Annotated in this window: 27 protein-coding genes; 26 read left to right on the forward strand and 1 reads right to left on the reverse strand. The window is 70.8% G+C overall.

Translation table 11 applies throughout. From position 1 onward, the window contains the following. Positions 1 to 64: 64 nt before the first annotated feature. The 22 genes from OG928_RS48310 to OG928_RS48415 all read left to right on the forward strand — a co-directional run bounded on the left by OG928_RS48310 (position 65) and on the right by OG928_RS48415 (position 13,922). Positions 65 to 436, forward strand: coding sequence for a hypothetical protein (locus OG928_RS48310; protein WP_331738606.1), 372 nt, complete (start codon positions 65 to 67; stop codon positions 434 to 436). Positions 437 to 543: 107 nt separating this feature from the next. Beyond that, positions 544 to 930, forward strand: a complete 387-nt coding sequence (locus OG928_RS48315) for a hypothetical protein (RefSeq protein WP_331738608.1) — start codon at positions 544 to 546, stop codon at positions 928 to 930. Positions 931 to 1,043: 113 nt separating this feature from the next. After that, positions 1,044 to 2,363, forward strand: a complete 1,320-nt coding sequence (locus OG928_RS48320; RefSeq protein ID WP_331738610.1) for a hypothetical protein — start codon at positions 1,044 to 1,046, stop codon at positions 2,361 to 2,363. 483 nt (positions 2,364 to 2,846) lie between these two features. Further along, complete coding sequence (locus OG928_RS48325; RefSeq protein WP_331738612.1) at positions 2,847 to 3,380, forward strand: hypothetical protein; 534 nt, start codon at positions 2,847 to 2,849, stop codon at positions 3,378 to 3,380. 29 nt (positions 3,381 to 3,409) lie between these two features. Beyond that, a complete protein-coding gene (locus OG928_RS48330) occupies positions 3,410 to 3,916 on the forward strand; it encodes a hypothetical protein (protein ID WP_406292263.1) in 507 nt (168 codons plus the stop codon). 137 nt (positions 3,917 to 4,053) lie between these two features. Next, positions 4,054 to 4,245, forward strand: coding sequence for a hypothetical protein (locus OG928_RS48335; RefSeq protein WP_331738616.1), 192 nt, complete (start codon positions 4,054 to 4,056; stop codon positions 4,243 to 4,245). Beyond that, complete coding sequence (locus tag OG928_RS48340) at positions 4,242 to 4,700, forward strand: hypothetical protein (RefSeq protein WP_331738618.1); 459 nt, start codon at positions 4,242 to 4,244, stop codon at positions 4,698 to 4,700. Before OG928_RS48335 ends, OG928_RS48340 begins: the two co-directional genes overlap by 4 nt. Positions 4,701 to 5,083: 383 nt before the next feature. Then, positions 5,084 to 5,587 carry a hypothetical protein gene (locus OG928_RS48345; protein ID WP_331738620.1) on the forward strand — a complete coding sequence of 168 codons (504 nt, stop codon included), beginning with the start codon at positions 5,084 to 5,086 and terminating at the stop codon, positions 5,585 to 5,587. 142 nt (positions 5,588 to 5,729) lie between these two features. Next, positions 5,730 to 6,182, forward strand: a complete 453-nt coding sequence (locus OG928_RS48350) for a hypothetical protein (protein WP_331738622.1) — start codon at positions 5,730 to 5,732, stop codon at positions 6,180 to 6,182. Positions 6,183 to 6,801: 619 nt separating this feature from the next. Continuing rightward, positions 6,802 to 7,302 carry a hypothetical protein gene (locus tag OG928_RS48355; protein WP_406292265.1) on the forward strand — a complete coding sequence of 167 codons (501 nt, stop codon included), beginning with the start codon at positions 6,802 to 6,804 and terminating at the stop codon, positions 7,300 to 7,302. Between the two features lie 61 nt (positions 7,303 to 7,363). Continuing rightward, entirely contained in the window at positions 7,364 to 7,675 is a 312-nt protein-coding gene (locus OG928_RS48360; RefSeq protein WP_331738626.1) for a hypothetical protein, read from the forward strand. After that, a complete protein-coding gene (locus OG928_RS48365; protein WP_331738628.1) occupies positions 7,672 to 7,962 on the forward strand; it encodes a hypothetical protein in 291 nt (96 codons plus the stop codon). The genes OG928_RS48360 and OG928_RS48365 overlap by 4 nt, the downstream gene beginning before the upstream one ends. A gap of 93 nt (positions 7,963 to 8,055) precedes the next feature. Then, positions 8,056 to 8,865, forward strand: a complete 810-nt coding sequence (locus OG928_RS48370; protein ID WP_331738630.1) for a hypothetical protein — start codon at positions 8,056 to 8,058, stop codon at positions 8,863 to 8,865. A gap of 150 nt (positions 8,866 to 9,015) precedes the next feature. After that, positions 9,016 to 9,546, forward strand: coding sequence for a hypothetical protein (locus tag OG928_RS48375; RefSeq protein ID WP_331738632.1), 531 nt, complete (start codon positions 9,016 to 9,018; stop codon positions 9,544 to 9,546). A 603-nt stretch (positions 9,547 to 10,149) separates the two neighbouring features. Then, the gene (locus tag OG928_RS48380; RefSeq protein ID WP_331738634.1) at positions 10,150 to 10,386 is read left to right on the forward strand and encodes a hypothetical protein; all 237 of its coding nucleotides are present in this window, start codon (positions 10,150 to 10,152) and stop codon (positions 10,384 to 10,386) included. Between the two features lie 378 nt (positions 10,387 to 10,764). Beyond that, positions 10,765 to 10,953, forward strand: a complete 189-nt coding sequence (locus tag OG928_RS48385) for a hypothetical protein (protein WP_331738636.1) — start codon at positions 10,765 to 10,767, stop codon at positions 10,951 to 10,953. Beyond that, complete coding sequence (locus tag OG928_RS48390; RefSeq protein ID WP_331738638.1) at positions 10,950 to 11,264, forward strand: hypothetical protein; 315 nt, start codon at positions 10,950 to 10,952, stop codon at positions 11,262 to 11,264. Before OG928_RS48385 ends, OG928_RS48390 begins: the two co-directional genes overlap by 4 nt. After that, complete coding sequence (locus OG928_RS48395; protein ID WP_331738640.1) at positions 11,261 to 11,581, forward strand: hypothetical protein; 321 nt, start codon at positions 11,261 to 11,263, stop codon at positions 11,579 to 11,581. The genes OG928_RS48390 and OG928_RS48395 overlap by 4 nt, the downstream gene beginning before the upstream one ends. An 83-nt stretch (positions 11,582 to 11,664) precedes the next feature. Then, the gene (locus tag OG928_RS48400) at positions 11,665 to 12,075 is read left to right on the forward strand and encodes a hypothetical protein (RefSeq protein WP_406292266.1); all 411 of its coding nucleotides are present in this window, start codon (positions 11,665 to 11,667) and stop codon (positions 12,073 to 12,075) included. After that, complete coding sequence (locus tag OG928_RS48405; RefSeq protein ID WP_331738644.1) at positions 12,072 to 12,653, forward strand: hypothetical protein; 582 nt, start codon at positions 12,072 to 12,074, stop codon at positions 12,651 to 12,653. Before OG928_RS48400 ends, OG928_RS48405 begins: the two co-directional genes overlap by 4 nt. Before the next feature lie 170 nt (positions 12,654 to 12,823). Beyond that, positions 12,824 to 13,495, forward strand: coding sequence for a DNA methylase (locus OG928_RS48410; protein ID WP_331738646.1), 672 nt, complete (start codon positions 12,824 to 12,826; stop codon positions 13,493 to 13,495). 19 nt (positions 13,496 to 13,514) lie between these two features. After that, entirely contained in the window at positions 13,515 to 13,922 is a 408-nt protein-coding gene (locus OG928_RS48415) for a hypothetical protein (RefSeq protein ID WP_331738647.1), read from the forward strand. A 618-nt stretch (positions 13,923 to 14,540) separates the two neighbouring features. On the opposite strand, the gene OG928_RS48420 is transcribed toward OG928_RS48415, so the two are convergent. Beyond that, on the reverse strand, positions 14,541 to 14,774 hold the full coding sequence (locus OG928_RS48420) for a hypothetical protein (RefSeq protein ID WP_331738651.1): 234 nt from the start codon (positions 14,772 to 14,774) through the stop codon (positions 14,541 to 14,543). Positions 14,775 to 15,006: 232 nt separating this feature from the next. Between OG928_RS48420 and OG928_RS48425 the strand changes: the two genes are divergently transcribed. The 4 genes from OG928_RS48425 to OG928_RS48440 all read left to right on the forward strand — a co-directional run bounded on the left by OG928_RS48425 (position 15,007) and on the right by OG928_RS48440 (position 21,273). Further along, the gene (locus OG928_RS48425) at positions 15,007 to 15,354 is read left to right on the forward strand and encodes a hypothetical protein (protein WP_331738653.1); all 348 of its coding nucleotides are present in this window, start codon (positions 15,007 to 15,009) and stop codon (positions 15,352 to 15,354) included. 39 nt (positions 15,355 to 15,393) lie between these two features. Beyond that, positions 15,394 to 18,930 (forward strand): DNA polymerase III subunit alpha, encoded by a 3,537-nt coding sequence (gene dnaE, locus OG928_RS48430; protein ID WP_331738655.1) that lies wholly within the window; start codon positions 15,394 to 15,396, stop codon positions 18,928 to 18,930. An 800-nt stretch (positions 18,931 to 19,730) separates the two neighbouring features. Next, complete coding sequence (locus OG928_RS48435; protein ID WP_406292268.1) at positions 19,731 to 20,345, forward strand: hypothetical protein; 615 nt, start codon at positions 19,731 to 19,733, stop codon at positions 20,343 to 20,345. Positions 20,346 to 20,835: 490 nt separating this feature from the next. Continuing rightward, on the forward strand, positions 20,836 to 21,273 hold the full coding sequence (locus OG928_RS48440; protein WP_331738658.1) for a DUF4326 domain-containing protein: 438 nt from the start codon (positions 20,836 to 20,838) through the stop codon (positions 21,271 to 21,273). Positions 21,274 to 21,342: the final 69 nt, after the last annotated feature.

A 21,342-nucleotide genomic window follows, 5' to 3' on the forward strand; every position in this document is an offset into this window, starting at 1 on the left:
ATCCCCCGGAGCCGAGGAGGGCGGCCGACCGGCCCCCGCGCCCCGTACGCAAGGACCACCCACCATGAACATCGTCACCGCCTCAGGCCAGCGCTGGATGACCCTCAACGAGCTGGACCGTCTCACCACTGCGGCAGGCGAGGTCGCCCAGAAATCCCCCGGCCTCCTGATCCTGCGCAGCCTCCCCGACCGCGATCGCCTCACCCCCGACGAAACCACGGACGTGATCCACGCCCTGGTCGCGATCCAGAGCCGTCACGCCACCGGCAAGACCACGAAGGCGCTGCGGCGCATCGCCGCAGACGCGGCCATCCGCCTCCACCGGATCAAGCGACCCGACGGGCAGGTCGACCACCTCATCGGCACCGGCGCCGAAACCCGCAAGTCCCGCAAGTCCCGCAAGTCCCGCTCCGCCTCGGTCCCCCAGGCCGCGTAAGCCACCGCCGACACGACGCGCACCCGACATGCCCGGTTCGCCCGTGCCGCCTCGGCGCGGGCGAACCGGGCGGCCCCAACCCGCCGACATCGTCCAGGAGAACCATCGTGCCGCCCACCACCCACCCGGCCCGCCGACCGCACACGCTCGTCGTGGCCCCCACCGACATCGCGATCACCGACGTCGACGGAGTCCTCACCCCGGCCGAACGCCCCGGGCCCGCGATCCGACCGTCGTCACCGGTCCCCTACACACCGGTTCGATACGACGTCCTCCACCCGGTCCCGACCCCACGAACGTTGGTGCCCCCACTGGCCCTCGGCATCGCCGTCGGCGGCATCGGAATCGCCCTCACGCTGATCGGGATCGCCGCCGCGATCCGCCTCGCAGGCCCCGGAGTCGAGGCCGTCGCCCACGCCCTGTGGGCCGCCGCCGCCGTCCTGATCTCCGCCGCCGTACTCGCCTACGTCCTCGTGTCCTCGCACCGGGACTGACCCGTCCCTCCTCGGCCCCGGACTTCGGGCCGACCGGCAGGCACCGCTTCGAGGCACGACGCACCCCGCTCCACGGCCCGACCGGACACACCACCCCGATGGGAGACACGAACATGGCCGACAACGACAAACACCTCGCCCCACCACCGCACTACTGGCGGTCCCTGGCCAGGGACCGCGCCTCCGGCAGGGAACTGGCGGACTTCTGGGCCCACTGGGTCGCTCCGGCCGCAGCCCGCGGCACGGTCCTCCTCGACGTCCGCCACGGATCCACCGGCGCCGATGGCATCGAAATGATGGTCGAGGCCCGGGGAAACGTCTTCACATCCGACCCGCTTCGCCTGCGCGCGGCCCTGGGCGTGGAGGACCCGGCGTGCCTGACCGTGGAGACCGACGGACTCTCCCGAGCACTGGTCACCGTCTACGACAGGCCTCCGCTCGAGCACACGCCCCACGCCGACGGCGAGGCCCTGGTGATGGACGCCGACGGGCGCATCACCGTCGGCGTGCACCACGACGGACACCCCGCCCGCATCCGCCCGTACGTACCCGGATCCGGCGCCCGCAACAGCGTGTCCGTCGGAGCCATGCGCTCGGGTCTGTCCACGGCCCTGCGCCTGCGCCTCGCCGGTGAGCAACACTCCGGCATCGTCAGTTGGGTGGCCGACCTCAGGAGCGGGCAGTCCCCGCTCGGGACCAAGGAACACTTCGACTGGCCCGCGTCCACGACCTCGGGCGCCATCCTGATGCTGCAGTCCGCGCTGGCGGTGGTCGAAGAGCGCGCCCACCGTCGTGCGGCCATCGGGGCAGGGCCGTTCTTCGTCGACGCGCCGGACCCGCTGATCCAGGTGCACCTGATCGGCGCCGATCGCCTCCTGGCATACGACGCGCCGTACAGGAATGCGGCCGCCCGGCTGGTCACACGGATCGCCCGGATCGGCCCGGACGTGGGGGTCGGCATCAACCTGGCCGTGAAGACCGGCCACATCGGCGACTTCGGCGGACCCTCCACATTGAGGACGGTCCTGGAAAACGGCGAGATGGTCCTGCTGCGATGGGTCGGCAACCGTCCCCCCGGGATCGTCGACGACGTCCTGCCCGACGGCGCCCGGCTCACCGCCATCCCCGTGCGCGGAGGCCGACCACGGCTCCACAGCAGGTTCTACATCGACGACCTGCCGGACGACTCCTACTCGACAACCGGCACGGGATACATCCTCGGCGACCGCCCCACCTCGGTGATGCGGCACCTCCGACCCCGCACCCCCGAGCCGCACAGCGGAGCCGACCCGCTCCTGGACCTGTACGGAACCGGTGAACCCAGCCGCCTCGAACAGACCTCACACCAGGCGGCCGGCAACGCCTACGAGGCCCGCCACGAATCCGGAATCCCGCGTCACCTGCTCGTCGAACTCGCCGATCTCGACGGCTGATCACGCGTCTCGTGGCCCGAGGTCCGGCCGCGCTCCCACCCTCCGCAGGGTTCGGGCGCAGCGGCCGGGCCTCGGGTGCACGACACCCGTGCCCGCCCGTCGTACCCCGCCAATCCTCAGGAGACAACGCCATGCCACGCCCCAAAACGAAGCCCGACCGGAACGCGACCTGGAACGGAGGCAAGACCGGCCGGTCCCGGCCCCCCGCCCACTCCCCGGTGATCGATCGATGCACCACCGACGGCTGCGGCGAGACCCAGACGTCGGAGCCGCCGGCCGCCGGGTGGGTGCGCACTCTCGTGGGCGGCTCGAAAGAGCCGGCCCGCGATTGGTGCTCCGGCAGGTGCGCCACCTTCGGCATCGCCTTGGGCGAAGTGCGCACGAAGACCGCATGACCGTGCACGTCGCCGCCCCGAGGCGGGGCGGCGAGCTCGGGCCCCGAGCCCGCCCGTTCCCGACCGCCCGACAACGCACGGAGGAACCGTGACCCCTGCAACAACCCAAGCCCCCCGCGACATGGACGCCCTCGTCGACATTGCCGCCCGCATCGCCGAGACGTCCGTCGAGGCTCTGGGGTTGACCTGGCAACTCGTTGACCCGTGCGGTGTCGAGTCGCCCATCGTGTACCCGACGTTCGGGGCGGCCCTGGCCGCCACGCCCGACTGGTCGCCGGACCGCACCGCGGTGACTCTCTCGATCAGCCGAGACGCCTTTCACCTCGAGGTGATGGACCCGGCGACGGATGGTTTCGTGCCGTCGGGTTGGCAGGTGGTGCCCTCGGTGGTGTCCCTGTGGGGGACCCCACCGATCGACGAGTTCGACCCGAGCGCGGTCCTGGCCACACCGATCGAGTGCCTCGGCACCGACGACCTGCGCCTGCTGGCCGCGCAATCCCGGGCGCAGATCGCGGCATGGCTGCAGTGGTGGAAGGGCGGGGCGGGCTCCGGTGACTGCACTCCGGGTTGTTTCGGAGTTCGCGGCATCGACCTGTGCGGCACATGCCGGAACTTCGGATGACGTCCCGAACGACTACCCCTGGAGGAATCGTGAGCACCGGCACCGCGAACACGGAACTCACCTGGACCGTGATCACACCCACCACCGACGCTCTCGCCGCCGACCCGTACGACTCCTCTGCGGAGGCGATGGCGGCAGCCGAAAGGGCCCACGCGGTCCTCTTCCCGGAGCGTATGACCACGTGGGCCTTCGCCCCGACCGGCGACACACAGATCCTCGAACAGTGGGACCCCGCGGCCGAGGAGTGGCTGCCCACCGGATACGGCGTCGCCATCTCGACGACGTCGCTGTACGGGTCCCCCGACGGCCGCATCCCGCCCACCTCCGTCGGCTCCTTCGGCGAGGGGATGCTGCGGATGGCCCTGTCCGCGATGCGCGCCGAGGTCGCCGCGCACGTCACCAAATGGCACGAGGTCCTGGACGCGTTCGAAGACGTGAGGTGCACGCCCGGCTGCCACGGCTCGCGCCTGTTCGCACCGTGCTCGGAGTGCGCCGCCGATCGCAGGGCCCTCACTGACTCCCGCGACGACGCGTAGCCGCCCGACAGTTCCGGTCTCGCGTCGCCACGACGCGAGGGCCGGCCGCGGGCACGTCCGGGCACGGCCGTCGACCACCACAGACGCGGCCGTGCCCGGACCCCCCACCCGACTACAGGAAGAAGGCAGTCCACATCATGAATGCCACGAACAGCCATCGTCGAGCCCCGTTCGGCACCGAGCAGGACCTCACCCGACACCTGCAGCTCGCCGCGCTCGCCAGTGACACCCACGAACGCGAACGCATCCTGCAGGGCTTGCGCGTCGCCGGCGCACGCGACCTGGCCGACCGCCTCGAGAACGACATCCCGGCCGAGGTGACGCTGTGACGGACACCGACAAGCGCATCGACCAGGTCCTGGGCTCCGTGGGCGCGGCCCGCGTGGTGCAGGGCTGGATCGACGCCTACCAGCGCGACGACCACCTGCCCGAGCGAGCCGCGATGCGCCTGGCCGTGGACCTCGTGTCCCACTGCTCGCCCTGGCACATCGCCGCACCCGACCAGACCTGGCGCCGGCGCGACCCCGCCGGAGCGTGCGCCGAATACCCGAGCCTCCTGCGGGTGATGGAAGTCCGCCCGAACGGTGCATCCGGCTCTGCCGACACCGCCGCCGTCCTGTTCGCGGACGCCGAATTCGACCCCTGGCGACCCATCGGCTGGATGGAGATGGACGACCTCGCCCTCTTCTACGCCATTGAGGACTGGCCGAACCCGCGGGTCCCCCGCATCGTCGACGACGGCATCCACATCACGACCGACGGCGTCCACGTCGACGCCCCGTGATCGGCGCCTTCCGCCGGCCGTTCCGATCGCCGCGCGCACACCTGCGGGCCCGCACGCATGAACCCGACCCCTGAACCGGTCGCACGCTCGGCGCCCCCGACACCCAGCTCCTGGAGTCGGGGGTTCGAGCGCCGCCCATCAGCCGGGGCCGACCGCGACCTCGGGAGCGAAGACGCGTCATCCAGTGCCGAACCGACCTTCGACACCGGGTCCGAGGTCGACCACCTCGCGCCGCGGCCCACGCTGCACCGGCGCATCGACACCCTCACCTCGAACGTACCCGCCGTCGATCAGGGTGCGCACCGGTCCGGTCCGCACGTGCCACAGCGGCGGAAACCGCCGGCAACTCAACCACCCACCACAGCGATTCAGGAGACACGACCTTGAGTACCGACACGCACGACATCGACACCACGCCGATCGAAACCGCGACCAAGGAGCAACTGCAGGCCGAACTCGCCGCGACGCGCGCCGCCTGGCAGGGCGCGCGCGCCCGCTGGCGGATCACTCACACCCCCGGCTGCCACGGCGCCACGTTCTTTGCCGACGGGTTGTGCGCGGACTGCGCGGCGCTGGAGGCGAAGGGGGCCCGCCCGGCCGATCCGGCCGTCCTGACCTACTGCGTCTACACGGACGAGGGACACGCCAATCACATTGCCACCCTGACCAGCCGTCACGGCCCGAAGGACGGCATCGGCGCCGCCCTGTTGGAGGACCTGGGAGCCGGTCGCCGGGCCCGGATGACCCCGGCCGAGGCGGACGCGATGATCGACGCGCTCCGCTTCGCGAGCGCCTCGGAGAGCATCGGCGACGACTACCGCCCCCACGTCGACTGTGCGCTGGCCAACCTGCTCGGCGTACTCGGCCGGGACGGGGATACCGCATGAGCCGGACGGGCCGCGTTCCCGAGCCCGGTCGCTGAACCGGTCGGAGCGCTCGTTGCCTCCGGAACCCGCCCAGGGATCCGGAGGTTTCGAGCGCGGCCGACCGGTCCGCGACCGATATCCACCACACCCGGGAGCGCTCCGCATGCCCCCCACCACCGAATCGCCTCGCGACACCGACCCCGCGACCGACCACACGGCACTGCGCCCCACGCTGCACCGCCGCGTCGACCTGGTCGTCTCGAACGTGCGCGCCGCCGACCAGAAGGCGGGCCTGCTGCTGGCGGGCATCGGGCTCGTCGCGCCCGGCCTGCGCGCCATCAGGGGCGCCGCGGTCTACGGCGCCGGTGCCGGCCTCGCCACGGCGGCCGTGCTGCTGGTTTGGGTGCTGCTCCCTCGCACCCGCGGATCGCTGCGCGTCGCCACCGACCCCGACACCACGTTGCGCCTGCTCGCCGAATCCGAACAGCCCCGGGCCCTCGCCGAGGAGTATCAGCGAATGAGCCGGATCGCGGACGTCAAGTTCGCGCTCATCCGGGCCGCGCTCCTCGTGTTGGGACTCACGGCCGGCGCCGTGGCCCTCGCCTCATCCCTCTGACCGGCCGCGTACCTCGAATCCACAGGTCCGAGGTCGCGTTCGCGTAGCCGCCCCCACGGTCGCCGACCGAAGGCGGAGGCGGATCGCCCGTGCGGGGCCGGACTTCATCCGCTGATCACCCTCTGGTGAAACAGGCCCCGCCGCCCGTACGGTGGAACGAGCACACGGTCATCGCCCGCGCATCCGCGGCGTCAGGCACGGGTCGGCGCGATCCCTCGGGATCCGCGTGGAAGAACGTTCTCCGCCGACCCTGCCCGCACAGCGACCGATCCTCGGGCCACGTCCCACCGTCGACTCGACCCCGCGCACCCGCGCCCGGGTCCTCGACCCATGCCCCGAACACATCCCAACAGCCGGCCCCCGCGCCTTAGGCGTTCCCGCGGCGCAATCGATGGACCTCGGACCGGCATCGGCCGATTCGATGCCCACCGATCATCAAGCCACCCGGCCGGCCTCCCACGGCCGCCTCGCCGCACCGATCGCCGTTCACCGCAAGCCGGCCCGCACGTCCCGCGTGATCGACACCCCCCGGCGCCGCACGGTCCAGGCCGGTCCTGTTCCGCCTCGCGGCCGGACACAACCTCCCGAATCACCGCACGCTCGAAAGGAACAAGCCCTCATGCCCGGAGAATTCGTTCCCCTCGGCTTCACGCTCTCCTGCGACCCGCACGACATCCACCCCGACGTTCCCGCCGCGCAAAAGGCCGGGCTTTCCTGGTACGCCCGCACGTACGGCGACGCGCAACTCCGCTGGGAGGCCACCGCCACCGGCCAGGTCCTGGACGTCCGCGACAACGGCCGCTGGGAGAGCACCGGGATCACCATCGGAATCGCCCTCGAGACCCTGCTCGGCGCAACCGACCCGGACGGCGACTACATCCCCGGCCTTCCCGCACACTGCTACCCGCCCGACGCCATGCACCAGGCCTTCAACACGGTCATCGCGGAACTGGGCGCGTATCAACTCGCCTGGCGCAACGCGTACGCGGACGAGACGGCGAACACCGAACCCGGATCCGGACCGTGCGTCGCCGACCAGGTCCTGCACACACCCGGCTGCCACGGCAGCGCACTGGAACACCCGTGCGACGACTGCGCCTCGGAGCAGGCCGCCGCCTGAACGACGAAAACAGCATCGCCGCAACTCACCGGCCCAACCGATCGACACCAAGGAGATCACCGTGAACAACGGAATTCAGGACTACCGAATAGCCAAAACCCTTCTCGACAGGGCCCATCACTTCACCTACGGCGACGGAGCGGACCCGGTGACCGGCCACGCGCTGGCCACCGAGGCACTCGGCCACATTGCCCTCGCCGAGCTGGCGTTCAAGGCCGCCTGCCTGACGCCGGACGACATGGACCCCCAGAGCCGCCGGGAATGGCGTGAGGCGGTCGGCATCGACGACCGGACCGTCCACCCCGACGCCGAACACGACGGCGACGAAGGCGTATTCGTCGACCCGGCCGACGCGCAGGCGACAACGCCATGAGCCACGTCCGGACGCGCGGGACCCTCCTGGGCACGCAACGAGGTCTGGAGGAACTCGCGGCTGCCGCCGAGGCTCACGCCCGCGGCCCGGGCGTAAGCGTCATCCACACGCTCGCCGCAGGGAACTGCCGGCTCACCGTCGATGACGTCGACGACGCCGTGTCGACCCTGAGCGAACTCGCGAACAGCACCGCCGCCACCAACGGCGCCCGCAGGCACGCCCGAGCCGTTCGCAACCGCCTCACGAGCCTGCGCCACGTGGCACCGCTGATCGTCGCCGCCACCTGAATCCGTCCCGGACGGCCGCGCGCCGGGACCCACCAGGCGTAGCGGCCGTCCGGTCCACACACCGCGCCCCCGGGGGTGCAGAGAGGAAACATCGTGACCGTCGTTGAGAACCACCTGGACCCCGACACCGACTTCTGGGACGAGGACGACGACCCCTATCCCATCCCGACCCAGGGGCCCACCTGGGCCCTCATCTGCCCCTACGGCACCGAGTCCCACCACCTCACGCCCGACGCGGCCTTCGACGCGCTGTGCGCCACCGTCGACATCCCCGACGCGCGGATGACCCTGGACGAGGGACTCGGCGCGTTCGTGGTGGAGGTGCCCGACCCCGCGAACGCCGGCGCATGGCGACCGACGGGCTTCGAGGTCACCCTCTCCGTCGACACCGTGTGGGGCAGGTGGCATGAGGGTGCGGAATGCATGCTGACCACCCCGACGCCGATCTCCGCGCTGACCACGGAGGAGACGCAGTTGCTCGTGGGCCAGTTGCGCCGGGAACACGCGTGCTGGTGGGCCGCGGAGCGCGAGATCGACGATCCCGCGCTCGGCTGCACGCCCGCCTGCTACGGGGCCCGCACCGCCACCCGATGCGAGAGTGCCCGGCCCTGCAGCCGGCGGATCGTCAAAGCGGCCTACCTGGTGCCCGCAGACGTGCTCCGCACCGGCGTACGAGTAGGCGTGGTGCGGCGCAGCAACTTTCACCGAAGCCCCGACCCCGATGCCCGCTGGCTCTGCCTCTCGTGCGTCGGCCCCCGGCAGGAGTACGACGTCTCGTTCACCGATCGGGAGATCGCCGGAGCCGGATACCTCGTCCCCCACGCCTGCCAGGGCTGCGAGACACCGTTCCCCAAGCCCGCCGAGCCCGTGACGGTGCAGTCCACGACCGAACCCCCGAGCTGACGACCCGACCCGCGCTCGCACGCGCCGCACGCACCCCTGACCCCGGACCACCGAATTCGCCCCGGGACGGCCACGACACCGCGACCAAGCAAGGACGTGGCCGTCCCCGAGCCCGACCCCGCCCCGCGAAGGGCGGCCGGAGAACCCATCGTGAACCTCGCCACTCACCACCGTCCAGCCACCGAGATCACCGACCTCGACCCTGCCGGGCCCGTCTACCGCGAACGCGCGTACTTCCTCAGCGACTTCGCCGCACGCTGGGGCGGAGTCGTGATCGACCCCGCCCCGGATCTGGAGGACCGCGCGCTCTACCAGGCCCACCCCACGCACGGACTGCCGATGTCCTGGCACATCAACCGCGAACGCGACCTCGACGACCTCTTCGGACACGTCCGCCGCGTCGGCCTCGACGACCCGTTGGCCGAGTACGACGGGCACACCACCGCCGCCAAGTACGCCAGGATGCGCGGACTCCACCAAGGCCTGCCCGGCGCTCCGCGCCCCGTGGTCGGCGAGCGCCGCCTCTACCGCGACGGCCGCGGCCACGTGTGGATCACCACCCACCACGCCCCCGGCCACCTCCGCTCGCTCACCCCCGAACACGCGCCCGTCCGCTACGAGACGCCGGCGGCGATCCTCAACGGGACCGGCTGGCTGATCTCGGTCAGCCACGCCGCGTGACGCGGACTCCGGGCAGCGCCCGGCGACTGGACGAGCCCATCACGCGGTACGAAACGCCCGGACAGCCGGCCCCGCGAACCCATCACCACCACGCGAAGGCGACTTCATGACGACATCCACACCCACGCGCACCGTGCCCTGCTGCTCCTTGTGCGGGCTCTCGGCCTACTCCGGCGCGATCCTGACGCGGACGAACGACGTATCCGGTTCCACGCGACTCACGTGTACCGCCTGGTGCGGGACCGGGCCCTCCCCGGCCATGACCCACAGCCAACTCGACACGATCCGCCCCGCGATCACCACCGACCTGGAGCGCATACTGCTGGCCGAGGTCGACCTGCTGAGGTCGCTCACGCGCCGTGCCGAACAGAACCTGTACCGCATTCCCGAGTACGGCACGCCGACGCGGATCGCGCAGGACACCCCGGGCGTCGAGAAGCCCGACCCCGGTCCGGGACCGGTGGCGTGCGAACCGGCGCGGGTGCCGGACCAGCCGTACGGCATCACCGTCGACCCCGACGCGGACGCCCGAGCCCCCGGCCGCCATCCCGACCGCACGCGGTCGACGCCCCCCCGCGCCGTCGCCGAGGAAGGGAGCAGCCGGTGGGTAACGCCCTCTACCGCCTCGCCGACGGCCGCGACGCCGGGTACGGCGTGGACGACACCTGCTCCGCACCCGATTGCGGCGCCCGCATCGATCGCGGCCTCGCCCACCTGTGCGGCACCTCGCCCGGCCGCCCCGAGGCGGGCTGCGGCGATTACTTCTGCGGCAAGCACCTGTGGTCCTCCGGCGACAACGACGACACCCAGCGCTGCGCCGGGTGCCTGCCCCCGACCTGACCATGCGGGTGGTCCGCCCCGACCGGGCGGGCCACCCGCCACCCGCACGTTCATCCGACCGGGAGGAATCCATGGAGCCCCGCCGCCGCTGGGGCAAGGCAGGTCCCCCTCACCCCGCAGCAGGCCGCCGCCGTCGACGCCCGAAACAGACGCCGGGGCCGCGAACATCGCACCACCGTCGAAGAAGACCGCCGCATCGCCCACCGCCTCTGGACCGAAGGCCTCGCCGTACCGGCCCAGATCACCTCCGCGCTGAACCTCGCCGGCGTCTCCGGCCCGGACGTCGACATCGCCTGCGGCGCCACGGAACCCGACGTCGACCTGTGGGAGGCGGGAAGGCTCTATCCCACGTTCGAACAGCTCCTGAAACTCGCGGAGTTGACTGGGTGGCCGATCCGCCGTCTCGTCGAGCAGCCGACAACGCTGTCCGTCGAGGAGACGTCCCTGCGCTTCCACCTCCCCGACATCGACCGTGAACCACCGATCCTGCGCTACCCGGACGTTGTCGCCCGATGCCCGGGCACCGTCCTCCACGCCGCGCTCCATGCCCGGGGGGCCGGCTCGTGAGCGAAACCGGTACGCACATCGAGGTCGCCACCACCGGCGAACCGAGGCCGCTGGTGTGCATCCGCTGCGCCGGCCCGGTCGACGTCGCCGAGGACATCGAGGGCGTCATCGACTGGGGCGCCGCGGTGATCGACGCCGACGGGGTGGTCAGGCCGGCCGACCCCCATCACCGGCCGCCCGTCGTGCTGGCGGACACCGGCGGCCCCATCGGACGTCCGCGCGCCTGCTGTCTCGCGTGCGGACACCAATGGCGACTTCGTCGACCGTTCGACCCCACCCGAGAACCTCATAACGCCCCGGAGCCCCGATGACCGACCTGAGCAGCGTCCGCGACGAACTCGTCGCGGCCGGCTGGAAACCCGACTACCCCGACTCATCCGACATCCGCAAGGGCCGCGCCTGGTGGACCCCCCGCGACGACGGCACCTGCTACGTCCACGGTCAGGGCTACGACGGCCAACCCAACCCGCACCAGGAGTTCGACTCCGCCCTCGACACCGCTGCCGTGGTCGCCGCGAGCATCGCGTTCGCCGGCCTGGTCCGCGAAGCGGAACTCGCCCACTGGGCCCGCTTCTCCGCCGCGACCGGATCGGCGACCGGCCCCACCCACGCCGCAGCGCCCCGATGACCGACAACGCCGGGCACACCCCCGAGGCGGAGGAAGACCGGCGAGTCCCATGCCCAGGCGGTGAACCGCTGATCGCCCCGCTCATGGAAGCCGTTCACCGAGGAATTCCGGTCACCGCGATCGGGGACGACACGACCACCCTCGGCTACCTCGCCCTCGGCCGGTACGACCCCGTCATCGCGCTGTGCGCGATGTCGCTCCTCGACACCGACCTGTACGGCGAACTGCGGTATGTGCCCTCCGCCCCACTCCTGGAACGCATCACCACCTGCTGGGCCCTCGTCACCCCGTGCGTCTGCGGCACAGGCGACGAGGACGACTGCCACCACGCCTGGCAGGTCGACTTCGTCCCCGAGACCACGTCCGGCGCAGTGCCCGTCACCTTCCTCGACCTCGCCCCGCCGGCCGACCGCCGGCCCGATATGACCCACGACACCCCGATCCACCCGACGCCCCGCCACACCGAACCACCGGAGTCAGGAGAAGAAACATGACCCTCACCGACACGACGGTCGACACGCCCCCGGACACGCCCTCACGACCCGGGCCCGCCTCGCCCGCGACCGGAGCGCCTCGACCCCTGCTCGGACAGCAACTGACCACCGAGGAGATCGACGCCCTGCGCGATCTGGACTACGGCCTGACGCCCGCCCTGGTCAGCGACGAAACCGGTATCGCCCCGGACGTCGTCCAGGGATGGATCGACACCGGCATGGAAAAGCTCGGCGCCTGCCACCAGGCGCAGGCTGTGGGTCTCGCCCACCGCAAGGGCCTGCTCGAGAACCCCAGGCCCGGAGCCCCACGCCAACGCCCCACCGTGGGAGGAGGCCGCGCCCTCTACTTCCACTGCCCCGGCGGAACGTGGTACGAACAGGACTTCGACGTCCTGCCCGCAGGCTGGGTCTGGGCGCCCACGGCATCCGGCGCCGACGAGGCCCGCCTCAAGACGGCCGCAGCCCACGCGCTCCGCCACTGCCCGGACCTGGCACTGGCGGACGGCGTCGCAACCCTGGCCGACCTGGCGGCCGCCGGAGAGCTCACCACCGACACCGAAACCCCGACCGACCGGTGATCCCCCGGTCCCCGACGGCGACACCCGCATCGGGGATCGTCGCGCTCCTCGACCCACCGAGCAACCGGTACACCCGGTCGTCACGCTCCAGACCCGCCCCCCGGCGCAGCCGTCGGTCGAAAGTCCTCGACCTGTTCTGCTGCGCCGGGGGCGCGGCCCGCGGATACCAGATGGCCGGGTATCACGTGACCGGCGTCGACATCGCACCCCAACCCAACTACGCCGGCGACGTGTTCGTGCAGGCGGACGCGATCGAGTACGCCCGCGCCCACGCCCACGAGTACGACCTCATTCACGCCTCGCCGCCCTGCCAGGACGCCTGCACCCTCACCAAGGGAACCAACCAAGGCCGCACCTATCCCCGACTGATCGAGCCCACCCGCGAAGTTCTCCTCGCGTCCGGCAGACCGGCTGTCATCGAAAACGTCCCCGGCGCGGCGCTGCGGCGTGACCTCATGTTGTGCGGCGAGATGTTCGGCCTGGCTGTCATCCGGCACAGGTACTTCGAGATCCTCGGCGCCGTCGTACCCCAACCCGAACACCTGCCTCACCGCGGCCGCGTCGCCGGATACCGGCACGGCACCTGGCACAAAGGGCCCTACTTCGCCGTCTACGGCGACGGCGGGGGCAAGGGCTCCGTCGCCCAGTGGCAGGACGCCATGGGCATCGACTGGACGTCCGTGCGCAAGGAGATCGCCGAGGCGATCCCACCCGCGTACACGCACTGGATCGCTCGCGCCCTGCGCAGCACCGCGACCGTCCTGGACGACCGCGCACCCGTCGACCCCCTCGAGGCCGCCGGAGCCCGTCCACACCACGTGGCCGACTTCCCGCCGCAATGATCATCTCGGAGGCAACGACATGGCCGACGTCACCGATATCCGCACCCGGACGCTCAAGGGAACCGCCCGAACAGACGCCGGTACTCGCCGGACCCCGAACGCGCACACGACTGCGCCGCCGCCGACCTGGACGACCACGTACATCGTCCCGAAGGACTCCTGCGAGGCCTGCGAGCGCCACTGGCACCACCGCTGTCACGGCGTCAACGCGCTGCTCGACCCCGTCCCCGAGTGCCCGTGTCCCTGCGGACTCCCCCGCGACCCCATGCAACTGACCCCTCAGGCGTGGGCAGATCTCGCCGTCCACGCCCCCGAACAGGTCTGGATTGCCGCCATGTTCGAACGCCAGCGTGCCGCTGGCATCCACATGTGTGTCTCGGACGACGCCCAGGAGCGACCCTTCCGCGCCTACCACGAGCCCCGTTGACCCCCGGGCGACACAGCCCGCGTGCGGAACGATGCCGAGTGCCCATGCCCACCGGAGACCCGCTCGTCACCCGAGCCGTTTGCCGAAATCGGCCACGGCCCCGTCGGGCCGGTCGTGATGCCAGCCGTGCACCCGGAATCGCTCTACGAGATCCGGTGCTCGCGCCCGACCACCCCTCCCCCGCCTCGCACCAGCCACCGAAGGGACCGCGATGAACCCCCGCTTCCGCCAATTCCGATGCCTCCTCGCCGAGGCGTACCCGCACCGTGCCGACGCCGTACCCCAACCCCGACACCACCAGGACCAAGGGAGTGTCCCCACCGGCACGGACTCCGCCGGGCACGCCACGGGCGACACGTCACTGCGAGGCGGGCACCACACGATGAACCGGACCACTCGATGACCGCCCCGACCGGCACCCGTCGGCGCCTTGCCGACGCGCAACTCTGGGAGACCGCCGCCATCGAGGCCGCCCGGGCCCAGGACGAGGCGGAGCATCACGCGGGTGAACTGGAAGCCGAACGCGACGCGTTGATCGAGACGCTCGCCGCGGCCGACGAGGACCGGGACCGGGTCCAGGCGGAGGTCGAACGGCTGCAAGCGCCAATGTCGCCCCCATCACGCAGAGAGCACGTGACCGCCTCCCAACACCCCGCCGTCGACGCGGCCGCGAAGCCGCCGAACGACCGCTACGTCGAGCTTGTTCGCGAGATCTACCGTGACCCGCGTGCCGACCACCCCGCCCGCGAACTCCTTCTCGCCGTCGCTTTCGCCCTCATCCCAGGCGCGGACGACCCGCGAACCACTCTGCGGATCGCCGCCGCCCTCCTGGGCCGCGACACACTCGGCCAACCCCGCTACCCCCGCATGATCGCCGCCGACGCGCCCCGGTACGAACCCCCGAACACCCTCCCCGACCAAGGGTGGTGCGAGGCCCCCCCGCCTTCGCCCCTACGTGTATCGGCCGCGTACGCCCTCCACTCCCCCGGCCTCCGACGCCCCCACACCGCTGCGCCGGCGTCCGCCGACCGTCCTGCACGTCTCCCCCGAGTACCGGCCGCCAGTCGACCCCCGGAACCGGGACATGGTCTGCGGAGCACGAAGCCGCCACACCGTCGTCGAGAAGGACCCGACCACCGGCTGGGACATCGAGCACCGGTACTGCGCCCGACACCACGACCATGCCGAACGGGTCGCCGCCCAGGTCGTCGAACAGAATCGCGCGGCTCCCGAGCCGGTACCCAACATCGGTGGCCTCCTCGCCTGCTATTTCAAGGCCGACTGGGCCACCGTCTATCGGCGCCACAGCCCCGGATGGACCCCTCCGATATACGGGATCCGGGCGGACGACTGGCCCACACAGGGGCGAGCCGCTGCCCCGGCGCGTGGTCTGCGCCTGGTCGTGGAGGTCGGATCGAGCAGGGCCCGATGACGAGGAGCGGCTTCGAACCGATGAGAGAAGGTGGTAGCGATGTCTGACTCGTTCGTTCACCTGCATGTCCACACCGAATACTCGATGCTGGACGGAGCGGCGAAGAACGACAGGCTGTTCGCCGAGGTGGCCCGTCAGGGCATGCCGGCGGTGGCGATGTCCGACCACGGCAACATGTTCGGGGCGTACGAGTTCCAGGGATCGGCCGCCAAGCACGGCGTGAAGCCGATCATCGGCATCGAGGCGTACGTCGCCCCCAGCACCCGCTTCGCGCGGCGCCCCGAGTTCTGGGCCTCCGGCGGACGGCGAGCCGTCACCGACGAAGGTGAGGGCGGCAAGGACGTCTCCGGCGGAGGCCGGTTCACGCACACGACGATGTGGGCGGAGAACGCGCAGGGCCTGCGGAACCTGTTCCGGCTCTCCAGCCTGGCATCCATGGAGGGCTACTACATGAAGCCCCGGATGGACCGCGACCTGATCGCCGAGCACCACGAGGGCATCATCGCCACCACCGGCTGCCCCTCCGGCGAGGTGCAGACCCGGCTGCGCCTGGGCCAGTACGACGAGGCTGTCAAGGCCGCCGCCGCCTACCAGGACATCTTCGGGAAGGAGAACTACTTCCTCGAACTGATGGACCACGGCCTCGACATCGAGCGCACCGTCCGCGAGGACCTCCTTCGGGTCGCCAGGCAGCTCGACATCCCGCTGCTCGCAACCAACGACTCGCACTACGTCACCGAGGACCAGGCCGACGCGCACGACTCGCTGCTGTGCGTGGGCGTGGGCAAGAACAAGGCCGACCCGAACCGCTTCCGCTTCGCGGGCACCGGCTACTACATCAAGACCTCCGACGAGATGCGCCGCCTGTTCGACGAGCTGCCGCAGGCGTGCAACAACACCCTGGCGATCGCCGAGCGCATCGAGCCCTACGACGAAGTGTTCGCCAAGGCCGACCGGATGCCGCGGTTCGACGTGCCCGAGGGCGAGACCCAGGCGAGCTACCTGCGCAAGAAGATCACCGAGGGTCTGAAGCGCCGCTTCGGCGACAACCCGAGCCAGGAAGTGCTCGACCGGGTCGAGGAGGAGATGAAGGTCATCTCCCCGATGGGCTTCGACGCCTACTTCCTCGTGGTCGCCGACATCTGCCGGCACGCCCGCGACAACGGCATCGCCGTCGGCCCCGGGCGCGGCTCGGCGGCCGGCTCGATGGTGGCCTACCTGACCGGGATCACCGGGCTCAACCCGCTCGACTACGACCTGCTGTTCGAGCGCTTCCTCAACCCCGAGCGGATCAACCCGCCGGACGTCGACATCGACTTCGACGACCGTCACCGTGAGGAGATGGTCCGCTACGTGACGGAGAAGTACGGCTCGGAGTACACCGCGCAGGTCAACACCTTCGGGCGCATCAAGGCGAAGGCCGCGATCAAGGACGCCGCCCGCATCCTGGGCTTCCCGTACTCGGTCGGCGAACGTCTCTCCAAAGCGCATCCGCCCGACGTGTTGGGCGAGTCCGCACCGCTGTCGGCCCTGTTCGACACCGACCATCCCCGCCACGTCGACAGCGGCGAGCTGCGCACGCTCTACGAGTCCCAGCCCGACGCGAAGCAGGTCCTCGACACCGCGCGCGGCCTCGAGGGACTGATCCGGGGCACCGGCGTGCACGCCGCCGCGGTGATCCTCTCCAGCACACCCCTGCTCGACCTGGTCCCGCTGCACCGCCGGGACAAGGACGGCGTGATCATCGCCGGGTTCGACTTCCCGTCGTGCGAGAACATGGGCCTGGTCAAGATGGACTTCCTGGGTCTTCGGAACCTGGGCATCATCGACCACGCGGTCGACATCATCAGGACCAACCGAGGTGTCGACGTCGACATCGAGTCGATCCCGCTCGACGACCCGGTCACCTTCGAACTCCTCGCCCGAGGCGACACGTTGGGCATCTTCCAACTGGACGCCCAGCCGATGCGCGCCCTCCTGCGGTTGATGAGGCCCAGCGCGTTCGACGACATCGTTGCGGCCGGCGCCCTGTACCGGCCCGGCCCCATGGGCGCGGGCGCGCACACCGACTACGCACTACGGAAGACGGGCCGCCAGGAAACCACACCCATCCACCCGGAACTGGAGGAGGCGCTCGCCGAAGTCCTCGGCCCCACCTACGGCCTGATCGTCTACCAGGAGCAGGTACAGCGCGCCGCGCAGGTGCTGGCCGGCTACAGCCTGGGCCAGGCCGATCTGCTCCGTCGGGCGATGGGCAAGAAGAAGAAGGAGGTCCTGGAGAAGGAGTTCGTCCCCTTCCAGGCGGGCTGCCGCGAGCGCGGCTACTCCGACGAGGCGATCCGGAAGGTGTGGGACGTCCTGGTCCCGTTCGCCGGCTACGCGTTCAACAAGTCGCACTCCGTCGCGTACGGCCTGATCTCCTACCGCACCGCCTACCTGAAGGCGAACTTTCCCGCCGAGTTCACCGCCGCCCTGCTCACCTCCGTCGGGGACGACAAGGACAAGATGGCCCTGTATCTGGCGGATGCCCGCTCCGCTGGCATCCGGGTCCTGTCCCCCGACGTCAACGAGTCGGTGGCCGACTTCACCGCCGTGGGCGCCGACGTGCGGTTCGGTCTGCGCGCGATCCGCAACGTGGGCGACAACGTCATCAACGACATCGTCGAGGCGCGCACGAGCAAGGGCAAGTTCAACTCCTTCGCCGACTTCCTGACCAAGATCGGCCTGCCCGCGTGCAACAGGGGCGCGGTCGAATCCCTGATCAAGGCCGGGTCGTTCGATGCCCTCGGGCACACGCGCCGGGCCCTGGCCGAGGTCCACGAACGTGCGCTCGACGCGGTCGTGGGCCTGAAGAAGCACGAAGCGGCGGGCCAGTACGACCTGTTCGGCGGCGGCGAGGCCACTGCGGAGCCGGCCGTCGGGCTCGACTTCACGCTCACCGACCAGGAGTGGCCGCGCAAGCTCAAGCTGGCCACCGAGCGCGAGATGCTCGGCCTGTACGTCTCGGCCCACCCGCTCGACGGCGCCGAGCACATCCTGTCCCGGCACCGCGACACCTCGATCACCGACCTCAAGTACCCCGACCGCACCACCGACGGCAAAAGCAACGTCCGGCTCGCCGGCCTGATCACCACGGTCCGGCGCAAGGTCAACAAGAGCGGCTCGCCGTACGCGGCGATCAACCTCGCCGACGAACACGGCGAGATCGAAGTGCTGTTCTTCTCCCACGCCTACACCCTCGTCGCGCATGCCCTGGAGGAGGACGCCGCGGTGAGCGTCAAGGGCCGACTCAACGAACGCGACGGCACGCTCACCGTCTTCGGCACGGAACTGACCGTCCTGAGCCTCGACACGGCCCCCATCAGGCTGACCCTGCCGACCACCAAGATCACGCCCCGGCTCGTCCGGGACCTCCGACGCGTCCTGAACGCGCACCCCGGCACCTGCCCCGTACACCTCGCGGTGTCCTCGGACTCCGGCACCACCCACTACGAACTCGCCGCAAGAGTCGACCCGACCCGGGACCTCGCAGCCGAGATCAAGCCCCTGGTCGGCACGGTCGCCTGGAACGGTTGACGAACACCACGTCCCCAACCACAAGCCGCAGTCCGGCGCCCCACCAGCACCCGGCCGTGGCGACCACCCGGGCAACGCGGGGCCCGACGTCGATCACCCCGACAACCCCCACTCATCGGAGGAGATCCGGTGACCCATCCCACCACCGCCATAGCCGAAGCCGTCGACCCGGACGGCGCCGCAACCGCACCGCCGCCTGTGGCCGCGACCACGACCGCGCCGAACACACCCTGCTCGACGCCGTCGGCCACCCCTACTGCGACGCCTGCCTGCGCGAACGCCAAGGAAAGGCAAGGCCCCCGCGCGCAGCCCGAGGAACCCGGCCCCCAAGCCTGCACAACCCACGACACACACGTTCCGGACCCGAGGTCGCTACTCGCCACCTCGGGCACGGGCCCGGACCACCAGAGCAACGAAGCGCCTGCGGACCAACCGGGTGTTGATCACCTTCCCGCCGACGGCCGCCGCAGAAGGGAGCCGTGATGGCCGCCAATCGAACTCAGACCCCTGCCCGCCGCGATCCCGTTCGACGTGCCGCACTGGCCAGGCATCGCCGCCGTCAGATTGCGTACGGAACCTGGCAACCGCACGGCGATCTCGTCGCCGTGCGCGAGCACTTGGCGTCGCTGCGAGCCGCCGGCATGTCGCAGGCGTCCGTCGCGGCGAAGGCCGGAGTCGGGTTGAATACCGTCAACCGTCTCAGTCGCGGCCGGAACCGAGAAGTCACGCGTCACACGGCCGAACGGCTCCTGGCGGTCCGCCGCGAAGGCCGACGCACGCTCCCCGTCGACGCGACAGGTGTGCGCCGCCGCCTTCAGGCGCTGGCAGCCCTGGGCTGGCCCGCGTCGATCCTCGCCGACAGGTACGGCTGCGTCACCTTCGTCATCTACGAACTGAGGATGGCCACGACCGTCCTCGGCTACACCGAGGATCGGGTCCGCGCGCTGTACGACAGCCTCTCCATGACGCCGGGGCCCGACCCGGCGACACGTCGACGGGCCGAACAGCGAGGCTGGTCACCGCCCTTGGCCTGGGACGACATCGACAGCCCCGAAGCCGTGCCCGATCAGGGCGCGCCGTCGAAGGCGAACCGCGCCCACTTCGTTCAGGAGGCTCGACACCTCAACGCGCTCGGCGAGAGTCGCGAATCGATCGCCGCCCGACTCGATGTGAGCCCCGACTACGTGCGGGACCTCCTCAACGAGCCGCGTGCGGACAGCGACCCCGTCTCCGTGATCACTCATGTGGAGTTCCACTACGCCGCCGACGACGGCGTACGAAAGCACATCCGGACGTTCGACGTCACGCTCGACGGTCAAACCGACGCGCAGGCGTTCGTGGACGCCACGCTGCAGGAGCCCGCCTGCACCCACCTCACCGTCAGGCGAAACGGACTCCCGCAGCAACTGCGCTGACCCGCCACGTCACCGGTGCCTTCGCTGGCAGATGCGTGACCACGCAAAGTCCACTCGGACTATTAGGAGTCCCCATGGCCAGACCGATCCGATTCCCCGCCACCCTTCGCGAGCATCTCGACTCCGGCCGCCCCGAATCGCCCCGTGAGCTCCGCTTCGATCAACGAGCGGCCGACGCCGACAACGTGGTTCACGCCGCCCGCCGTACGGCCCGCGGCCACCTCCTGCGGTGCGACCCGCGTCCCACGCCACCCGCCCGCCTCCTCCCCGGGAGGTGCGCTGTCGACTGCGCGCGTTGCCGCGACACCCGTCCGCGGAGATCCGACATCAAACCCCGGTACCTCGGCGACGCCGTCGGAGACGCGTGACCCACGTCGGTCTCCGACACGGCCACCACAACGTGTTCTCACCACACTCTTCCCACCACCAACCCGGGTGCGCCGTTCATACGGTCGGCGCACCCGGCACAGCATCAACAGGAGCACCATCGATGAGCCCCGGCGACACCACCGCACGTACCGCGCCGCCCGCCAGCAAGACGATCTCGACCGACCCGGAGACCCACCGCGACCCGTCGATCCCGGCATCCGACCCCGTTGATGCGAGCCCGGGCCCCGTCGGTCCGGAGCGCATCCAGCGCCGGCGCGTCAAAGGCTGGCGGATGCCGAAGGGGGCGATCTATGTTGGGCGTGGCTCCGTCTGGGGCAACCCGATTCGCACCGACGGCCTGGACCGTCGGCAGGTGATCGCCCGGTACGAGGAACACCTCGCACGGAACCCCGAGGTGGTCACGGCCGCACGCGCGCGGCTGCGGGGCCGATCCCTCGCCTGCTGGTGTCCCCTCGTCGACGACGACGGCACCCGCGTGCTGTGCCACGCGGATGTCTTGTTGCGCGTCGCGAACGAACCCGACGCTCCGCGCCCTTGATGACCATCGGGCCCGAAGCCACGTGACGAGCCCCTCGCCGACGACCGGCCGTCGGGTTCGCGGTCGGAC

Origin of the sequence: Embleya sp. NBC_00896, from assembly GCF_045207785.1 — a bacterium.
Lineage (GTDB): Bacteria > Actinomycetota > Actinomycetes > Streptomycetales > Streptomycetaceae > Embleya.

What these genes read in the sequence shown, in the direction of transcription:
- OG928_RS48410 (WP_331738646.1), top strand. Translation starts at nt 12,824, where the DNA reads ATGGCCGGGTATCACGTGACCGGCGTCGACATCGCACCCCAACCCAAC.
- OG928_RS48440 (WP_331738658.1), top strand. Translation starts at nt 20,836, where the DNA reads ATGAGCCCCGGCGACACCACCGCACGTACCGCGCCGCCCGCCAGCAAG.
- OG928_RS48335 (WP_331738616.1), top strand. Translation starts at nt 4,054, where the DNA reads ATGAATGCCACGAACAGCCATCGTCGAGCCCCGTTCGGCACCGAGCAG.
- OG928_RS48365 (WP_331738628.1), top strand. Translation starts at nt 7,672, where the DNA reads ATGAGCCACGTCCGGACGCGCGGGACCCTCCTGGGCACGCAACGAGGT.
- OG928_RS48350 (WP_331738622.1), top strand. Translation starts at nt 5,730, where the DNA reads ATGCCCCCCACCACCGAATCGCCTCGCGACACCGACCCCGCGACCGAC.
- dnaE (WP_331738655.1), top strand. Translation starts at nt 15,394, where the DNA reads ATGTCTGACTCGTTCGTTCACCTGCATGTCCACACCGAATACTCGATG.
- OG928_RS48355 (WP_406292265.1), top strand. Translation starts at nt 6,802, where the DNA reads ATGCCCGGAGAATTCGTTCCCCTCGGCTTCACGCTCTCCTGCGACCCG.
- OG928_RS48310 (WP_331738606.1), top strand. Translation starts at nt 65, where the DNA reads ATGAACATCGTCACCGCCTCAGGCCAGCGCTGGATGACCCTCAACGAG.
- OG928_RS48395 (WP_331738640.1), top strand. Translation starts at nt 11,261, where the DNA reads ATGACCGACCTGAGCAGCGTCCGCGACGAACTCGTCGCGGCCGGCTGG.
- OG928_RS48425 (WP_331738653.1), top strand. Translation starts at nt 15,007, where the DNA reads ATGGTCTGCGGAGCACGAAGCCGCCACACCGTCGTCGAGAAGGACCCG.
- OG928_RS48320 (WP_331738610.1), top strand. Translation starts at nt 1,044, where the DNA reads ATGGCCGACAACGACAAACACCTCGCCCCACCACCGCACTACTGGCGG.
- OG928_RS48405 (WP_331738644.1), top strand. Translation starts at nt 12,072, where the DNA reads ATGACCCTCACCGACACGACGGTCGACACGCCCCCGGACACGCCCTCA.
- OG928_RS48400 (WP_406292266.1), top strand. Translation starts at nt 11,665, where the DNA reads ATGGAAGCCGTTCACCGAGGAATTCCGGTCACCGCGATCGGGGACGAC.
- OG928_RS48415 (WP_331738647.1), top strand. Translation starts at nt 13,515, where the DNA reads ATGGCCGACGTCACCGATATCCGCACCCGGACGCTCAAGGGAACCGCC.